This window comes from Reella acinonychis (genome assembly GCF_052384575.1).
In the GTDB taxonomy this organism is placed as follows: Bacteria; Pseudomonadota; Gammaproteobacteria; order Enterobacterales; family Pasteurellaceae; genus JBQSUQ01.
This window is the reverse complement of the sequence record NZ_JBQSUQ010000004.1, coordinates 175,754-190,134: the sequence shown is the minus strand read 5'-3', so window position 1 is coordinate 190,134 and position 14,381 is coordinate 175,754. Positions and strand designations below refer to the sequence as shown.

Genomic DNA, 14,381 nt, shown 5'->3' with positions numbered 1-14,381 from the left:
TAAGGACTGTATGTTTTTTAGTTAAGTCTTTTTACAACTGCTACATAATACTGGGAAATTTGACCGCGCTTTTTATTATGCTGCGGCTGTCACCACAATTTCCACTAACCAATCTGGATCAGCCAATTTTGCTTCTACACAGGCTCTCGGTGGCGCATTGTTATCAGCTACCCATTCATCCCAAGCGCGGTTCATTTCTGCGTAATTTTTCATATCTGTTAGAAAAATTTGCGCAATTAAAATTCGGCTTTTGTCTGTCCCCACTTCGGCAAGCAATTTGTCAATCAAACCTAATACATCTTTTGTTTGTTCATAAATTGCTTGTCCTGCTGTATTTTCAGGCACTTGTCCGGCTAAATATGCTACACCATTATGCAGCGCGACTTCAGAATAACGTTTACCCACATGAAAGCGTTGAATACTCATTTTCTCTCCTTATTTTTTAATAAAATTACGCAAAAAGTTTATACCAATTTAAATAAAAACCCACTAAAATTTTACCAAAAATAAATTTTCGCATTCAATTATGAAACTCTTAATTTCAAATCAACATGGCGCAATTGTCATGGCATTAATGCCATTTTTATACGGCATGTTACTTTCCGATCCTATTTGGCAGCATTTTTTTCTACTACTCGCGTGGTTTAGTCTATATTTAATGACCTACCCTTTTCTAAATTTGTTTAAAGGTAGAAATCTTGAGCTGTATCGAAAATGGACAATGATTTATGGTGTCGCTTGTCTCATTTTTTCTGCTCCTGCGTTTTTACATAATTGGCAGCTGATTTATTTTGCCCTTGCCATTCTTCCTCTCAGTTTAATCAGCATTTATTATGCGAAGAAAAAAGATGAACGTGCATTGCTCAATGATTTAAATGCTATCTCTATTTTTGCTGTTGTAGGAATGGCAGCCTATTATTTTCCTCATCGCCAAGTTGATGATCAAATTTATTGGACAGCTATTTTCCCAAGTTTATTTTTTATCGGCGTAACCCTATATGTCAAATCCGTCTTACGAGAACGAAAAAATCCCTATTATTTATTTTCTTCCATTCTCTTTCACTGTGTTTTAATCATAGTATTTTTAGCATTACAACAACTTTTCTTAGCCCTCACATTTTTGCCAGCTTTAATTCGTGCAGTCATACTTCCTACGCAAAAATTATCCACTAAACAGATTGGCTTAATTGAAATGGCAATCTCGCTGCAATTTTTTATTACATTATTAATTGCTACTTTGTAGACATAAAAAAACCACCTCAACTGAGGTGGTAGGAAAGTAGTTTAGCTATTTATTAAGATTATTTTATTTAGGAACTTTATGAATTATCAAGCACTTGACCTGATGTGTGTGATAATACAGAAAAGTTCCCTGTTCTCAAAGTAAAAGATAAACATTAGTTGATTTAAATCAAAACACATCTTTTATTTGGTTAAATATCCATCATTAAGATTAACTTCATCCCAAAGATAAAACTTTAGTATTTTCTACCGCACTTTTTTAAGATTTAGGTTTAAAACGTAATAAGCGATTGGCATTGCTAGCAACGGTGATGGATGAAAATGCCATAGCTGCGCCACCAACCATTGGGTTAAGCAATACACCTAACCAAGGATAGAATACGCCTGCTGCCAAAGGAATCCCTAAGCTGTTATAAATAAAGGCAAAAAATAGATTTTGTTTCATATTCTGTAAAGTGCCTTTAGCCAAAGATAAAGAATCAGCAATGGCGTCAATGCTATGTCGCATTAAGGTTAATTCAGCGGTTTCAATCGCAATATCACTACCGCTTCCCATCGCAATACTCACATCCGCTTGTGCCAGTGCCGGAGCATCATTAATACCATCGCCAACCATCACGACTTTTAGTCCTTGTTGCTGTAATTGTTGAATAGCTTGCGCTTTTCCTTCCGGCAATACACCTGCAATTACCTGTTCAATCCCCACTTCTTTTGCAATAACTTGAGCTGTTTTTTCCTGATCCCCCGTCAACATGACCAATTGATAGCCTTGTTTATGCAAACGTTGAATAGCTGTCACAGTTTCTTGGCGTAATGGATCACGTATAGCAAAAATTGCGGCAAGTTGCAGATCGATGGCTAAGAAAACAACAGTGGCACCTTTATGATAGAGTTGAGTAAATTCATGTTCCGCAATTTGTACATCAATTTCGTGCTGTTGTAAAAATTTTGCATTGCCCAACAGCACCATTTTGTTAGCGATATGCCCTTTTACCCCCATCCCTTTTAATGTACTAAATTGTTGTGGTTCTTCCAATGCCATGTCTTGTGCATAATCCAAAATGGCTTTTGCTAAAGGATGATTCGCCCCTTGCTCCAAACTTGCCGCAAATTGCACCGCACTTTTTTCATCAAAACCATTGAAGGTATAAATGTCCGTCACCTGCGGCTTACCTTCCGTTAGCGTACCGGTTTTGTCAAAAACAATGGTATCCGCTTGTGATGCTTTTTGTAACGCATCGGCATCACGAACTAATATGCCTAATTCTGCCGCACGACCAACGCCAGCAATAATCGACATTGGAGTGGCTAAGCCTAAAGCACATGGGCAAGCAATAATAAGAACGGTGGTTAAAACCACAAAAGCATAGGCAATTTGTTGGGTAATTAAATACCAAGTTATCGCAGCGATGAGTGCAATCACAATCACCACTGGCACAAACCAATTCGCGATTTGATCAGCTAATTGCCCAATTTTAGGTTTACTACTTTGTGCCTGACGCACTAAACGAATAATATTGGCTAATTTGGTTTGCTTACCGACCTGCTCTGCACGAAATAATAAGGTCCCATCATTGACTACCGTTCCGGCGCTGACCTTATCGCCAATTTGCTTATGTATCGCCAATGGCTCACCAGTAAGCATACTCTCATCAATCCAAGCTTCACCTTGAATAACTGAACCATCAACCGAAACACGATCTCCAGTCTGTAAACGCAAAATCATCTGGGTTTGTACCTGTTGAATAGGCAAATCATATTCACCTTGCTCGCCCACAACTCTCGCGGTTTTAGGGGTTAAATCCAATAAGCGTTCCAACGCCTTAGAAGAACGTTGCTTCGCTTTCGCTTCAAGCATTTTACCCACATTGATTAATCCAATAATCATAGCGCTACTTTCAAAATACAGATGGCGAGAATGTTCTGGGAAAAAATCCACATTCAATACCAGTACAGTGGAATAAAGCCAAGCCATACCAGTACCTAAGGCGACTAAAGTATCCATGGTAGCGGTACGATTACGTAAATTTTGCCAAGCTCGTCGATAAAAATGCCCACCAGTTAATCCAATAACAACGAGAACAACGAAACTAACGATGAGCCAATTTTGCTGGTTTTGTGGCGTGACTTGTGTTTGTCCGCCCAAAATCATCCAGAAAAACAAGCCAAATCCAACCAATAAAGCCAATATGGCCTGCCAACGACGTTGCTTTATTTCCGATTGAATAAAATGGTGTTGCTTTTCTCGGTGAGTTTGTTCATCTTCAATGAGTTCTGCACCATAACCCGCATGAACAACAGATTGAATTACATGTTGAGGATCGATTTCACCATTGACTAATGCAGTGGATTCAGCAAGATTAACTTGTACATATTGCACATTGTCCACTGCTTGTATGGCTTTTTGCACTTTAGCGACACAAGCTGCACAGCTCATTCCCGTCAATAGAAAATGATATTGTGGCAGCTCGTCATTGATTGCCTGATCATTTTTTAGCTCTACCACCACAGGATCAGGCTCTGTACAGGTTTGTGTTGGTAGATCAGACTTTGGGCTAGTCACTAATTCCGCCTCGAATCCGGCGTCAATAATGGCTTTTATTGCATTGTTTACATCTAACTTGCCATAAAGTTTAGCTTCAGTTTTGCTGACTTCAAAAACATCCAAATTTTCCACCGCACTTAAAGCTTTTTCCACGCTTTTCACACAGTGTCCGCAGTTCAAACCCGATAACGCCAATAAAGCGTCCGCTTGTGCAAGTTTGGCTTGATAACCAGCCTCAACAATAGTATCAATTAATTTTTGCGCATCGACTTCGCCCACGATTTTGGCAAACTGTAAACTTACCTCTGCTTGCTCTACGCCCTCCATATTTGTTAGCACTTTTTGCACTGCTTTAACGCAATGTCCACAAGAGAGATCGCCTAATGCTAAAACAATTGTTGACATAATATTCTCCTTAATTTGATATTTGCCAATCTAACAATAAATTAAATAGTCCAATTAAACCGTTCAAACAGTCTTTGCCATTGCAAATCTAATCCTGCTTGAATGGTCAAGTGTTGTTCTGTTACGGGATGAGAAAAAGCTAGCCTTTCTGCATGCAACATTAATCGCGCAACTTCTGTATGCTGAGTTAATGCGCGATTTTGATGTAAATCACCATATTGAGTATCGCCCAAAATAGGATGAAAAATATGCTTCATATGGCGACGAAGCTGATGTTTTCGCCCTGTTTGTGGCATTAAACGCACAAGAGAATAACGCGATGTTTGATATTTTCCTACCGACCAAGGCATTTCAGCTTGTTGTAAACCTTGATAAATTGTCACCGCACTTTGTGCTTCTTTTTCTTGCTGAGCAAACTTATCCGCAATTTTATCTCTTTGTACTTTCAAAGGATAATCAATTTTTTCCTCGCCCGTTAAATAGCCACGCACCACAGCCAAATAAGACTTTTCTACCACTTTATTTTCAAATTGCTGGCACAACAAATTGGCAATTTCAGGGTTTAAAGCAAATAATAGAACACCTGAAGTGGGGCGATCTAAGCGATGAATTGGAAAAACATGTTGTCCAATTTGATCCCTTAATGTTTGCATCACAAACTGCGTTTCATGAGGATCGAGCCAACTGCGATGCACCAACATTCCCGCAGGTTTATTTACCGCGATGATAAACTCATCTTGATATAAAATTTCAAGCACGTTGTTCGCCTTGTAATAACTGTTCAATCGCAAGAATTGGCGCTAACAATTTCGCCAATTGCTCGTGATCTTTCAATGCTTCTTCAATATAAGGCGATATTGCCATATTACGAGGTAATGGTAGCTCACTCTCACAAAGTGCGGTCATTCTTGGAATAAAAATCCATTGCAACCATTCCGTTGCACTTAAATGATCGATAGCAAAAGGTTCAGTGCTAGATAAGGCTTCTGCCGAAGGCGGCATACTTTGCCAAAAGGCAAGTTCTTGCAAGGTTTGTTGGAGTTGATCTAAATATTTTTGCGTTTGTTTTTTCATCATAGCGTTAGCGTTTTCAGAAAGCCATTTAAGCTTTTTAATCGTTGATGTGCTAATATATTGCACAAGCTAAGCAAAATTCAACCCCTATGTACATAATCGATATTTTTTTCACGCATAATCAAACCCAACAAAATGAACAACAAATGTTGTTATTAAATCAATTAATTGATCAATGGCGTTATAACGGGCAAATTATAGGGCGTGAAATCCCCTTATTTTTAGCGGAACAAGAACAAAGTAATGGTTTTGGTATTCGTGTCATTTGCCCCGAACAACATAGCTTATTATTTGATAACAACAACCAACCTGTGCAAGATTGCTTAGCAAAGTTACAAAAGTGCGGTGTAAATTTAGAGAGTTTTCAAATTGTGGCGGAAGACTTTAATTCTGATCAAACCAATGAAGACCAGATTGATTGGCAAGTACTTTATACTACTCATTTGCAATCCTGTTCACCCTTGCATAATGGGGAAAATTTAGCGCCAATCCCTTTGTATAAATCCTTAAAAAATCAACCGCACTTAAGTATGGATTTAATAAAATGGCAAGAAAATTGGCAAGCTTGCGATCAGCTACAAATGAATGGTTCAACCCTTGAACAACAGGCGCTACTTGAAATTTCCAATGTTGATAGCCATTTATTTAAGCATGGCTATGCTTTGGCGAAAGAAGTGGAACAACAAACAGGCACGCCCACCTATTACTATTTATATCGCGTCGGTGCCAAAGATTATGAGCAAGAACAACAACGTCGTTGTCCTATTTGCCAAGGGAAATGGACATTATCCACTCCAATATTAGATATTTTTCATTTTAAATGTGATACTTGTCGTCTTGTATCAAATATTTCTTGGAATTGCTTATAAATAATACATTTTAAAGGAATGAACATGAGCAACTATATTATTGATGTAACTGAACACAACCTCACAGAAATCTTACAACGTTCGCAAAACACGCCACTGGCGATTGTGTTTTATGCGCCAAGTCATGAAACTTCGCTAAAATTCACCGCACTTTTTGAACAGTATTGTGAACAATGCCAAGGGCAATTCTTACTAGGAAAAGTGAATTGCGAAACCGAGCAAAATATTCTCATGCAATTTGGTATTCAAGCGTTGCCAACAACCTATTTATTCAAAGAAGCACAAGCGGTCGATGCGTTCCAAATGGCGTTGCCAGAAGAACAATTAAAACAACGTCTTAGCCAAATTCTACCGAAAGAGGAAGAAATTAAATATAATTTAGCCCTTGATTATTTAGAGGCAGAAAATTACGACGCCGCTTTGCCATTATTAAAAGAGGCATGGTTACTCTCTGATCAAAAAAATAGTGATATCGCGTTAATTTATGCCGAAACCTATGTTGCGATGAAGAAAACAGAGCCGGCGTTGGAGATTTTAAATCAAATTCCATTGCAAGATCGTGATAGTCGTTGGCATAGTTTGCAATCAGAAATTGAGTTATTAATTAAAGCAGCGGATACGCCAGAAATTCAGCAATTAGAAGCGGATTATAAAAAGAATCCAACCCCTGAAATCGCATTAAAATTAGCGGTTCAATTAAACCAAGCTAATAGAAATGAGGAAGCGTTAAGCCTATTATTTGATATTTTGAAGCAAGATTTATCTGCCCAAAATGGCGAAGTGAAACAGCAATTCCTTGCCATTATTTCCGCCTTAGGCACAGATCCAATTGCCAATAAATATCGTCGTTCATTATATTCATTATTATATTAATTTGTTTAAATAAGGATTTTTTATGTCAGATACCAAACATTGTAAATTATTAATTTTAGGTTCAGGCCCAGCAGGCTATACTGCAGCTATTTATGCGGCTCGTGCAAATTTAAAACCTGTTTTAGTGACAGGATTACAACAAGGTGGACAGCTTACTACCACCACTGAAATTGAAAACTGGCCAGGCGATTTTGCAGAAACTACAGGCCCAGAATTAATGCAACGCATGCTACAACATGCGGAAAAATTCGATACCGAAATTGTCTTTGATCACATTCATAAAGTGGATCTTTCTAGTCGCCCATTTACATTATATGGCGATATGCAAACCTTCACTTGCGATGCATTAATTATCGCAACAGGCGCCTCTGCTCGCTACATTGGTTTGCCTTCAGAAGAAGCGTTCAAAGGTCGTGGAGTGTCCGCTTGTGCCACTTGCGATGGTTTTTTCTATCGCAATAAACCTGTTGCTGTCATTGGTGGCGGTAATACTGCGGTGGAAGAAGCATTATATTTAGCCAATATTGCCTCAGAAGTACATTTAATTCACCGTCGCGATAGTTTTCGTGCAGAAAAGATCTTAGTTGATCGTTTAATGAAAAAAGTGGAAGAAGGCAAAATTATTCTTCATACCAACCGCACTTTAGATGAAGTCTTAGGCGACAATATGGGCGTCACAGGATTACGCTTAAAAGATACGCAATCTGATACGACTGAAGAATTAAAATTAGATGGTGTTTTTGTTGCTATCGGTCACGCGCCAAATACGGAGATTTTCCAAAACCAATTAGCGTTAAACAATGGCTATATTGTGGTGAAATCAGGCTTAGAAGGCAACGCCACTGCCACCTCTGTTGAAGGCGTCTTTGCGGCAGGCGATGTAATGGATCACAACTATCGTCAAGCCATTACTTCTGCTGGCACAGGCTGTATGGCAGCATTGGATGCAGAGCGTTTCTTAGATGCACAAAATTAATACCAATCAAGGTATTTCGCATAGAAAAATACCTTAAATTGAGTACAAAATCACCCCAGATAAAGTAATGCGTTTAGGTTAGATTTCTTGTAGAATCCTAACTTCCAAAACTTAATAAAAATGCACCGCACTTTATTTGGGGTAATTTTACAATTCCTTCTTTAAATTTGTTGTAATAAAAACATGGAAAAACAGCGTCAGAAATATTTGTTTAAATGGTTGCGAGCACAGCAACAACCTGTCAAAAAATTATTAAATCTTAATGTAGGATTAGCAACGCTATCATCATTATTCTTAATTGGACAAACCTGGCTGTTAGCAAATTTATTACAACATTTTGTGATATTACGCACCGATCGCAACACCTTAATCCCCCAATTTATCACATTGCTCTGTTGCTTTGCGATTCGCGCTGCCATCCTTTATTGGCGCGAAAAAATTGGTTTTAAATGCGGTCAACAATTACGTAATCATATTCGCCAACAAATTTTAGATAAAATTCATCAAGTGGGACCCGCCACGATCAATGGCAAACCAGCTGGCAGTTGGGCAAGTCTTATGCTGGAACAAGTAGAAAATCTACACAATTTCTACGCACGTTATTTGCCTCAACAAATGCTTTCCGTTATTGTACCCGTGGTTATCCTGATCGCTATCTTTCCTCTCAATTGGGTTGCCGGGTTAATTATGTTGCTAACAGCCCCCTTGATCCCTCTTTTTATGATTATTGTAGGTTTAGCCGCTGCGGATAAAAGCCAGCAAAATATGGATACGCTGGCTAAATTAAGTGCACAATTTCTGGACCGATTACGAGGTTTAGAAACTTTACGACTTTTTAACCGCACTTTAGATCAAACTAAACATATTGAAAAATCAACGGAAGATTTCCGCAAAACCACTATGGATGTGTTAAAACTCGCATTCTTATCCTCTTCTGTACTGGAGTTTTTCACCTCTATTTCCATTGCTATCATGGCGGTTTATTTTGGCTTTAGTTATTTAGGGCAAATTGAATTTGGCTCAATGGGCACCTCAATCAGCTTGTTCACCGGCTTTTTCTGCTTAATCTTAGCGCCTGAATTTTATCAACCATTGCGCGATCTCGGCACCTATTATCATGATCGTTCTGCGGGTATTGGTGCAGCAGATGCCATTGTGACATTTTTAGAAAGCGATTACCAAACGGCTCAATCACAGGCTCAACAACAAATTCCTCATCAAAGTGCGGTGGAAATTCAAGCAGAAAATTTAGTGGTGCTTTCGCCTGAAGGTAAAGCTCTAACTCAACCACTGAATTTCAAGATCCCTGCCAAAGCTCATATCGCTTTAGTGGGACAAAGTGGCGCAGGGAAAACCTCTCTCATCAATGTGTTACTCGGTTTTTTACCTTATCAAGGCAGCCTAAAAATCAATCATGTTGAATTAAATCAATGCGATCTCACTCAATGGCGCAAACAAATTGCTTGGGTAGGACAAAACCCATTGTTGCTACAAGGTAGCATTAAAGAAAACCTATTATTAGGCGACATTCAAGCGCTACCACAAGAAATTGAAACTGCATTAGAACAAGCAAATGCAAAAGAATTTACTGATCGCATCGGATTAAATACGGAGATTAAAGAAGGTGGCGTGGGATTATCTGTTGGTCAGGCACAACGCCTTGCCATTACGCGCGCACTATTGAGAAAAGGAAATTTATTATTACTTGATGAACCCACTGCAAGCCTAGATGCGCAATCAGAAAATCAAATTCTAACGACCCTTGCACAAATTAGCCAACAACAAACAACATTGATGATTACTCACCGTATTGAAGACCTCAAACAATGCGATCAAATTTTCGTCATGCAACAAGGCGAAATCGTACAACAAGGGCATTATGATCAACTTAAAGATCAAGGCTATTTTGCAACATTATTAGCGCAGCGCAAGCAAGATGTGCAGTAAAGTGCGGTGTAAAATTTATCTGTTTTGGAAAATATAAAAATATGCGTTCACTACTCCCTTTTTTACCCTTATTCAAACACAATAAATGGCCATTATTTTTAGGCTTAGTGTTAATGATTACTGGATTGGCTGCCAGCATTGGATTATTAAGTGTATCAGGCTGGTTTCTTGCTGCCACTGCGATTGCTGGAGCAGGTACGCTATTTAACTTTTTCTATCCGTCCGCTAGCGTGCGAGGATTAGCCATTGGTCGAACGGCAGCGCGCTATTTTGAAAAATTAGTGACCCATGACGCGACTTTTCGTGTACTTGCCAAACTACGCGTGCAGGTTTTCAGTAAAATCATTCCGCTTTCGCCAGCCGTATTAAATCGCTATCGTAACAGCGATTTACTCAACCGTTTAGTGGCCGATATTGATACATTAGATAGCCTTTATTTACGCCTCATCGCGCCTTTTATCAGCGCGATTGTGGTCATTCTATTTATGACTATCGGTTTGAGTTTATTTAATGTGTCACTAGCCCTATTAATTGGTGCAATCTTATTCATTTTGCTGTTAATCATTCCTACCATTTTTTACCATTTGGGCAAACAATTTGGTGTGAAATTAACCCAATCCCGTTCAGCATACCGCGTTCAATTTATTGAGTTTATTCAAGCGCAGGCAGAATTATTATTATTTGATGCGGAAGCGAAGTTAAAGCAACAACTGAATACAACGGAACAACAGTGGCAAGATTATCAACAGCGGGAAAGCAATTTATCCGGATTATCCACCGCACTTTCTTTATTTTCCAATGGATTATTAGTGGTGCTAACCCTATGGCTTGCCTCAGAAATGGACTTTGGTTCTGATACCTATCGCTTTGCCTTTATCGCGTTATTTACCACCGCTACCCTTGCTGCCTTTGAAATTCTGATGCCATTAGGCGCTGCTTTCCTTCACATTGGACAAGTAGTTGCCAGTGCTGAGCGCGTAACAGAAATTACAGAACAATCGCCTTTAGTGCAGTTCAATGGGCAACAAAGTGCGGTGCAAAAATCGGCTATTTTACTCAATATTGAAAATGTCAGTTTTTATTATCCTCAACGAGAAGAAATTGCATTAAAACAGATCAATATGCAAATTCCTACAGGTTCTAAAACCGCGATTTTAGGCAAAACTGGGAGTGGAAAATCTACATTATTACAATTATTAGTAAGAAATTATGATGCTAATGAGGGGCATATTTGGTTAGGACAACATTTGCTCGCAGATTATACTGAAGCCTGTTTACGTGAACAATTTTGTTTCTTAACCCAACGTGTGCATGTTTTTAGCGATACCTTACGCAATAATTTACAAATTGCGAACGCACAACAAATTACCGATGAAAAAATGGTTGAAGTACTTCATGCGGTAGGCTTATCTTCCTTATTGGAGCAAGGATTAGAGCAATGGTTAGGTGATGGCGGTCGCCCATTATCAGGAGGAGAACAACGCCGTTTAGGATTAGCGCGTATTTTATTAAACGATGCACCAATTTTATTACTGGATGAACCTACAGAAGGTTTAGATCGCGAAACAGAACGCCAAGTGATTGAATTAATTCTTCAACATTGCCATGACAAAACCTTAATTATGGTTACACATCGCTTAACTGCAATAGAACAATTTGATCAAATTGTTGTGGTTGATAATGCTTGCATTGTAGAACAAGGTTCTTTCCAACAATTAGTAAACAAACCAATGGGTTATTTCAATAGATTAATGCAACGAATTTAGGCAAAAATGCACCGCACTTTAAAATAATGATGTAAAAAAAGACCGCAAATGCGGTCTTTTTTGTATGTGATTCATTAAGCAATTTTGCTTTCTAATTCCGTTAGGATTTTCTTATCAAGGCTTTCTGCTGTCACATTTAAGGTTTTTGCATTTTCGCCAAGAGCTTGGATTGTTCCATCAATTTGGCATTTGAGAAGTTTACCTTTATTGATTTCTAAAGTGGTCACTTTATCGCCTTTTGTTTCAATGTTACCACCAACAACTAAAGACTGGATCTCACCGCCTTCTTGGATACTTAACCCTGTCGCAGCGAGAGTCATAATTTGTCCTTTCACTAAAGATTCACCAACAGAACCATTTGTTTGAATGTCATGCTTGATGTGAATTGTTCCCACAGGCTTACTTACTTGGATACCGATAGAACCATCGCCAAAAGTGGTTAAACTGTGGAATCGCGCTCTTTCAATCGTACCATCATATTGGTTGAATGCGCGAGCACCGCTACCGAAGGTTCTAATTGGTGCTTTTGCATCAAAATTTTTGACGATACCAAAATTCACAAAGCCAATGCCACTGGTACCGTAAGAGGTAATTTCTTTATGACATACCCAGTTATCAACGCTGCCCCATACATCAAGCACCATATCGTTTACACCATAGGTCGTTACTGTGCCTTTGCTATCAATTTCTTTCGCATGAGCGCCTGATAAAATAAAGATACCACCAGTAATAATATTTGGTTGACCGAAAGGAATCATTCCATTAGAGTAAATTTCATCGGTGACTAATTTTTCAACAATAACTTTACCGCCATCATCGTTAAACCCACCAATAAAGACACCACTTCCTAACACAGGAGCATTTTTACGACCAATACGGATATTTTCGATTGTTGCAGTCACTAAACTATCTTTATCGCTATTGTAGTTATACAAAGTGAATGCACCCTGATGAACTACCACACCGTATTTTAAAGGTTTCTCTGAACGGTTACGGCTATCACTGGCAACAATATCTAAATTATTCACGTAGAGATCGAGTTTGCTATTAGGTCTTCTTAATAAGAGCTGAACTTGACCTGTAACCGTCAAATTTTCTAAAGCAATTTTGCCTAAATCGACTTCGGAGGAATCAATATAAATTGCTCGTTCAGTGGGCGTTGTTTGAATAGCAATATTGCTAACCGTATTATTTCCCGTTAGTTTTAAACCACCACCATTACCAAAACCAATAAGGATGTGATCAGCTGGATCTGCGTTTAGAGAGAAACCATTTGGCAAGTGCAATTCATTAGGAATAATAATTGAGTGCTTTAATACAATTTCTTTGTCAGATGAAGACAAAGCAGTTTGTAATTCAGATATATTAGATACATAGATAGTCATATCAATCTCCTATAAAGGTTTAGGGTCGGAATGTGTTAAAAATTCTAATCTTCACTCAATATCACTGTCAATGTAGCATTTATAGATAGAGTTTTTATAAATAGTTTATAATGTCATCACTTAAATATATAACTGTTAACAAATAATTCACTCAATGGAGAAAATTGCTTAAGGTTCTACTATTCCCATAGATTTTTTCATACATTTTTCAGGCATTTCAAACTATAATAGCCAAAACGAATTAGGAGAGAATTATGGCAACAATTAAAGATGTGGCGAAGATGGCAGGTGTATCCACCACTACTGTTTCCCATGTTATAAATAAAACAAGACACGTCGCTGAAGAAACCAAGCAATCTGTATTAAATGCAATCCAACAACTAAATTATTCGCCGAGTGCGGTCGCACGTAGCTTAAAAGTAAATACGACAAAATCCATTGGCATGATTGTTACAACCAGTGAATCCCCTTATTTCGCAGAAATCATTCATGCAGTGGAAGAACATTGCTATAAACAAGGCTATTCTCTTTTTTTATGTAATACGCAGAATGATCCTGAAAAAATTAAAAATCACTTAGAAATGCTCGCTAAAAAACGCGTTGATGGCATTCTTATTATGTGTTCAGAATATGCACAAGACAGTTTAGAATTCTTTAATAATTTCAATGATGTACCTATGGTGATTATGGACTGGGGGATCGCCAGTGAAAATAATGACCGTATTCAAGACAACAGCCTGATTGGTGGATATTTGGCCACAAAACACCTTATTGAAAATGGGCATAAAGAAATTGGCATTATTGCAGGTGAATTATGCAAAACCATTTCAAAAAATCGTTATCAAGGTTTCGAACAAGCAATGAAAGAAGCCAATCTCCATATCAATCCTGATTGGATTCAAGAAGGTTTCTTCGAGCCTGAAGATGGTTACGAATGTATGAATAAAATTCTCAATCAAGAAAAAATACCGAGTGCCATTTTCTGTTGTAACGATGTAATGGCTTTGGGTGCAATTTCTGCAATCATCGAACGAGGCTTAAATGTGCCTGAAGATATTTCTATCATTGGTTATGATAATATCCATGCTTCGCGTTTTTATGCACCACCACTCACAACCATTCATCAATCTAAATCGCGCTTAGGACAGCAAGCAATTAGCTTATTATTTGAACGCATACAAATTAAATCAACGGAACGTAAAGTGATTGATACCTATCCAGAATTAGTCATCCGTAAATCTGTCAAAAAATTAAATTAATTTGTCCTAAAAGTGCGGTGAATTCCACCGCACTTTTGAC

12 protein-coding genes are annotated in these 14,381 nt (G+C 38.2%); 7 read left to right on the top strand and 5 right to left on the bottom strand.

From position 1 onward, the window contains the following. Positions 1-75: 75 nt before the first annotated feature. Positions 76-426, bottom strand: coding sequence for a RidA family protein (locus ACT2CV_RS02365; RefSeq protein WP_464972619.1), 351 nt, complete (start codon positions 424-426; stop codon positions 76-78). Between the two features lie 100 nt (positions 427-526). On the opposite strand from ACT2CV_RS02365, the gene ACT2CV_RS02360 reads away from it, so the two are divergent. Further along, a complete protein-coding gene (locus ACT2CV_RS02360; RefSeq protein WP_464972620.1) occupies positions 527-1,243 on the top strand; it encodes a YwiC-like family protein in 717 nt (238 codons plus the stop codon). Positions 1,244-1,501: 258 nt separating this feature from the next. Here ACT2CV_RS02360 and ACT2CV_RS02355 read toward each other — a convergent pair whose 3' ends face one another. The 3 genes from ACT2CV_RS02355 to ACT2CV_RS02345 are packed head-to-tail and all read right to left on the bottom strand — an operon-like array spanning position 1,502 to position 5,266. Further along, positions 1,502-4,192, bottom strand: coding sequence for a copper-translocating P-type ATPase (locus ACT2CV_RS02355; RefSeq protein ID WP_464972621.1), 2,691 nt, complete (start codon positions 4,190-4,192; stop codon positions 1,502-1,504). A 41-nt stretch (positions 4,193-4,233) separates the two neighbouring features. Further along, on the bottom strand, positions 4,234-4,950 hold the full coding sequence (truC, locus tag ACT2CV_RS02350; RefSeq protein ID WP_464972622.1) for a tRNA pseudouridine(65) synthase TruC: 717 nt from the start codon (positions 4,948-4,950) through the stop codon (positions 4,234-4,236). Beyond that, on the bottom strand, positions 4,943-5,266 hold the full coding sequence (locus ACT2CV_RS02345; protein ID WP_464974017.1) for a YqcC family protein: 324 nt from the start codon (positions 5,264-5,266) through the stop codon (positions 4,943-4,945). Before ACT2CV_RS02345 ends, truC begins: the two co-directional genes overlap by 8 nt. An 89-nt stretch (positions 5,267-5,355) precedes the next feature. On the opposite strand from ACT2CV_RS02345, the gene ACT2CV_RS02340 reads away from it, so the two are divergent. The 5 genes from ACT2CV_RS02340 (at position 5,356) to cydC (ending at position 11,697) form a co-directional block, all read left to right on the top strand. Then, positions 5,356-6,135, top strand: coding sequence for a Zn-ribbon-containing protein (locus tag ACT2CV_RS02340; protein WP_464972623.1), 780 nt, complete (start codon positions 5,356-5,358; stop codon positions 6,133-6,135). An 18-nt stretch (positions 6,136-6,153) separates the two neighbouring features. After that, positions 6,154-7,008 (top strand): tetratricopeptide repeat protein, encoded by an 855-nt coding sequence (locus tag ACT2CV_RS02335; RefSeq protein WP_464972624.1) that lies wholly within the window; start codon positions 6,154-6,156, stop codon positions 7,006-7,008. 22 nt (positions 7,009-7,030) lie between these two features. After that, positions 7,031-7,984, top strand: coding sequence for a thioredoxin-disulfide reductase (trxB, locus tag ACT2CV_RS02330; RefSeq protein WP_464972625.1), 954 nt, complete (start codon positions 7,031-7,033; stop codon positions 7,982-7,984). A 183-nt stretch (positions 7,985-8,167) separates the two neighbouring features. Next, a complete protein-coding gene (gene cydD, locus ACT2CV_RS02325; protein WP_464972626.1) occupies positions 8,168-9,931 on the top strand; it encodes a heme ABC transporter permease/ATP-binding protein CydD in 1,764 nt (587 codons plus the stop codon). A 41-nt stretch (positions 9,932-9,972) separates the two neighbouring features. Then, complete coding sequence (gene cydC / locus ACT2CV_RS02320; protein ID WP_464972627.1) at positions 9,973-11,697, top strand: heme ABC transporter ATP-binding protein/permease CydC; 1,725 nt, start codon at positions 9,973-9,975, stop codon at positions 11,695-11,697. A 74-nt stretch (positions 11,698-11,771) separates the two neighbouring features. On the opposite strand, the gene ACT2CV_RS02315 is transcribed toward cydC, so the two are convergent. Beyond that, a complete protein-coding gene (locus ACT2CV_RS02315; protein WP_464972628.1) occupies positions 11,772-13,082 on the bottom strand; it encodes a hypothetical protein in 1,311 nt (436 codons plus the stop codon). A gap of 254 nt (positions 13,083-13,336) precedes the next feature. Between ACT2CV_RS02315 and purR the strand changes: the two genes are divergently transcribed. Continuing rightward, positions 13,337-14,341: an HTH-type transcriptional repressor PurR gene (gene purR / locus ACT2CV_RS02310; protein WP_464972629.1), complete on the top strand. Its 1,005-nt coding sequence runs from the start codon at positions 13,337-13,339 to the stop codon at positions 14,339-14,341. Positions 14,342-14,381: the final 40 nt, after the last annotated feature.

Bases quoted from the DNA above. Each gene is read 5' to 3' on its own strand.
- ACT2CV_RS02345 (WP_464974017.1), bottom strand. From the start codon at position 5,266: ATGAAAAAACAAACGCAAAAATATTTAGATCAACTCCAACAAACCTTG.
- cydC (WP_464972627.1), top strand. From the start codon at position 9,973: ATGCGTTCACTACTCCCTTTTTTACCCTTATTCAAACACAATAAATGG.
- cydD (WP_464972626.1), top strand. From the start codon at position 8,168: ATGGAAAAACAGCGTCAGAAATATTTGTTTAAATGGTTGCGAGCACAG.
- ACT2CV_RS02355 (WP_464972621.1), bottom strand. From the start codon at position 4,192: ATGTCAACAATTGTTTTAGCATTAGGCGATCTCTCTTGTGGACATTGC.
- ACT2CV_RS02315 (WP_464972628.1), bottom strand. From the start codon at position 13,082: ATGACTATCTATGTATCTAATATATCTGAATTACAAACTGCTTTGTCT.
- ACT2CV_RS02365 (WP_464972619.1), bottom strand. From the start codon at position 426: ATGAGTATTCAACGCTTTCATGTGGGTAAACGTTATTCTGAAGTCGCG.
- purR (WP_464972629.1), top strand. From the start codon at position 13,337: ATGGCAACAATTAAAGATGTGGCGAAGATGGCAGGTGTATCCACCACT.
- ACT2CV_RS02335 (WP_464972624.1), top strand. From the start codon at position 6,154: ATGAACATGAGCAACTATATTATTGATGTAACTGAACACAACCTCACA.
- ACT2CV_RS02360 (WP_464972620.1), top strand. From the start codon at position 527: ATGAAACTCTTAATTTCAAATCAACATGGCGCAATTGTCATGGCATTA.
- trxB (WP_464972625.1), top strand. From the start codon at position 7,031: ATGTCAGATACCAAACATTGTAAATTATTAATTTTAGGTTCAGGCCCA.
- ACT2CV_RS02340 (WP_464972623.1), top strand. From the start codon at position 5,356: ATGTACATAATCGATATTTTTTTCACGCATAATCAAACCCAACAAAAT.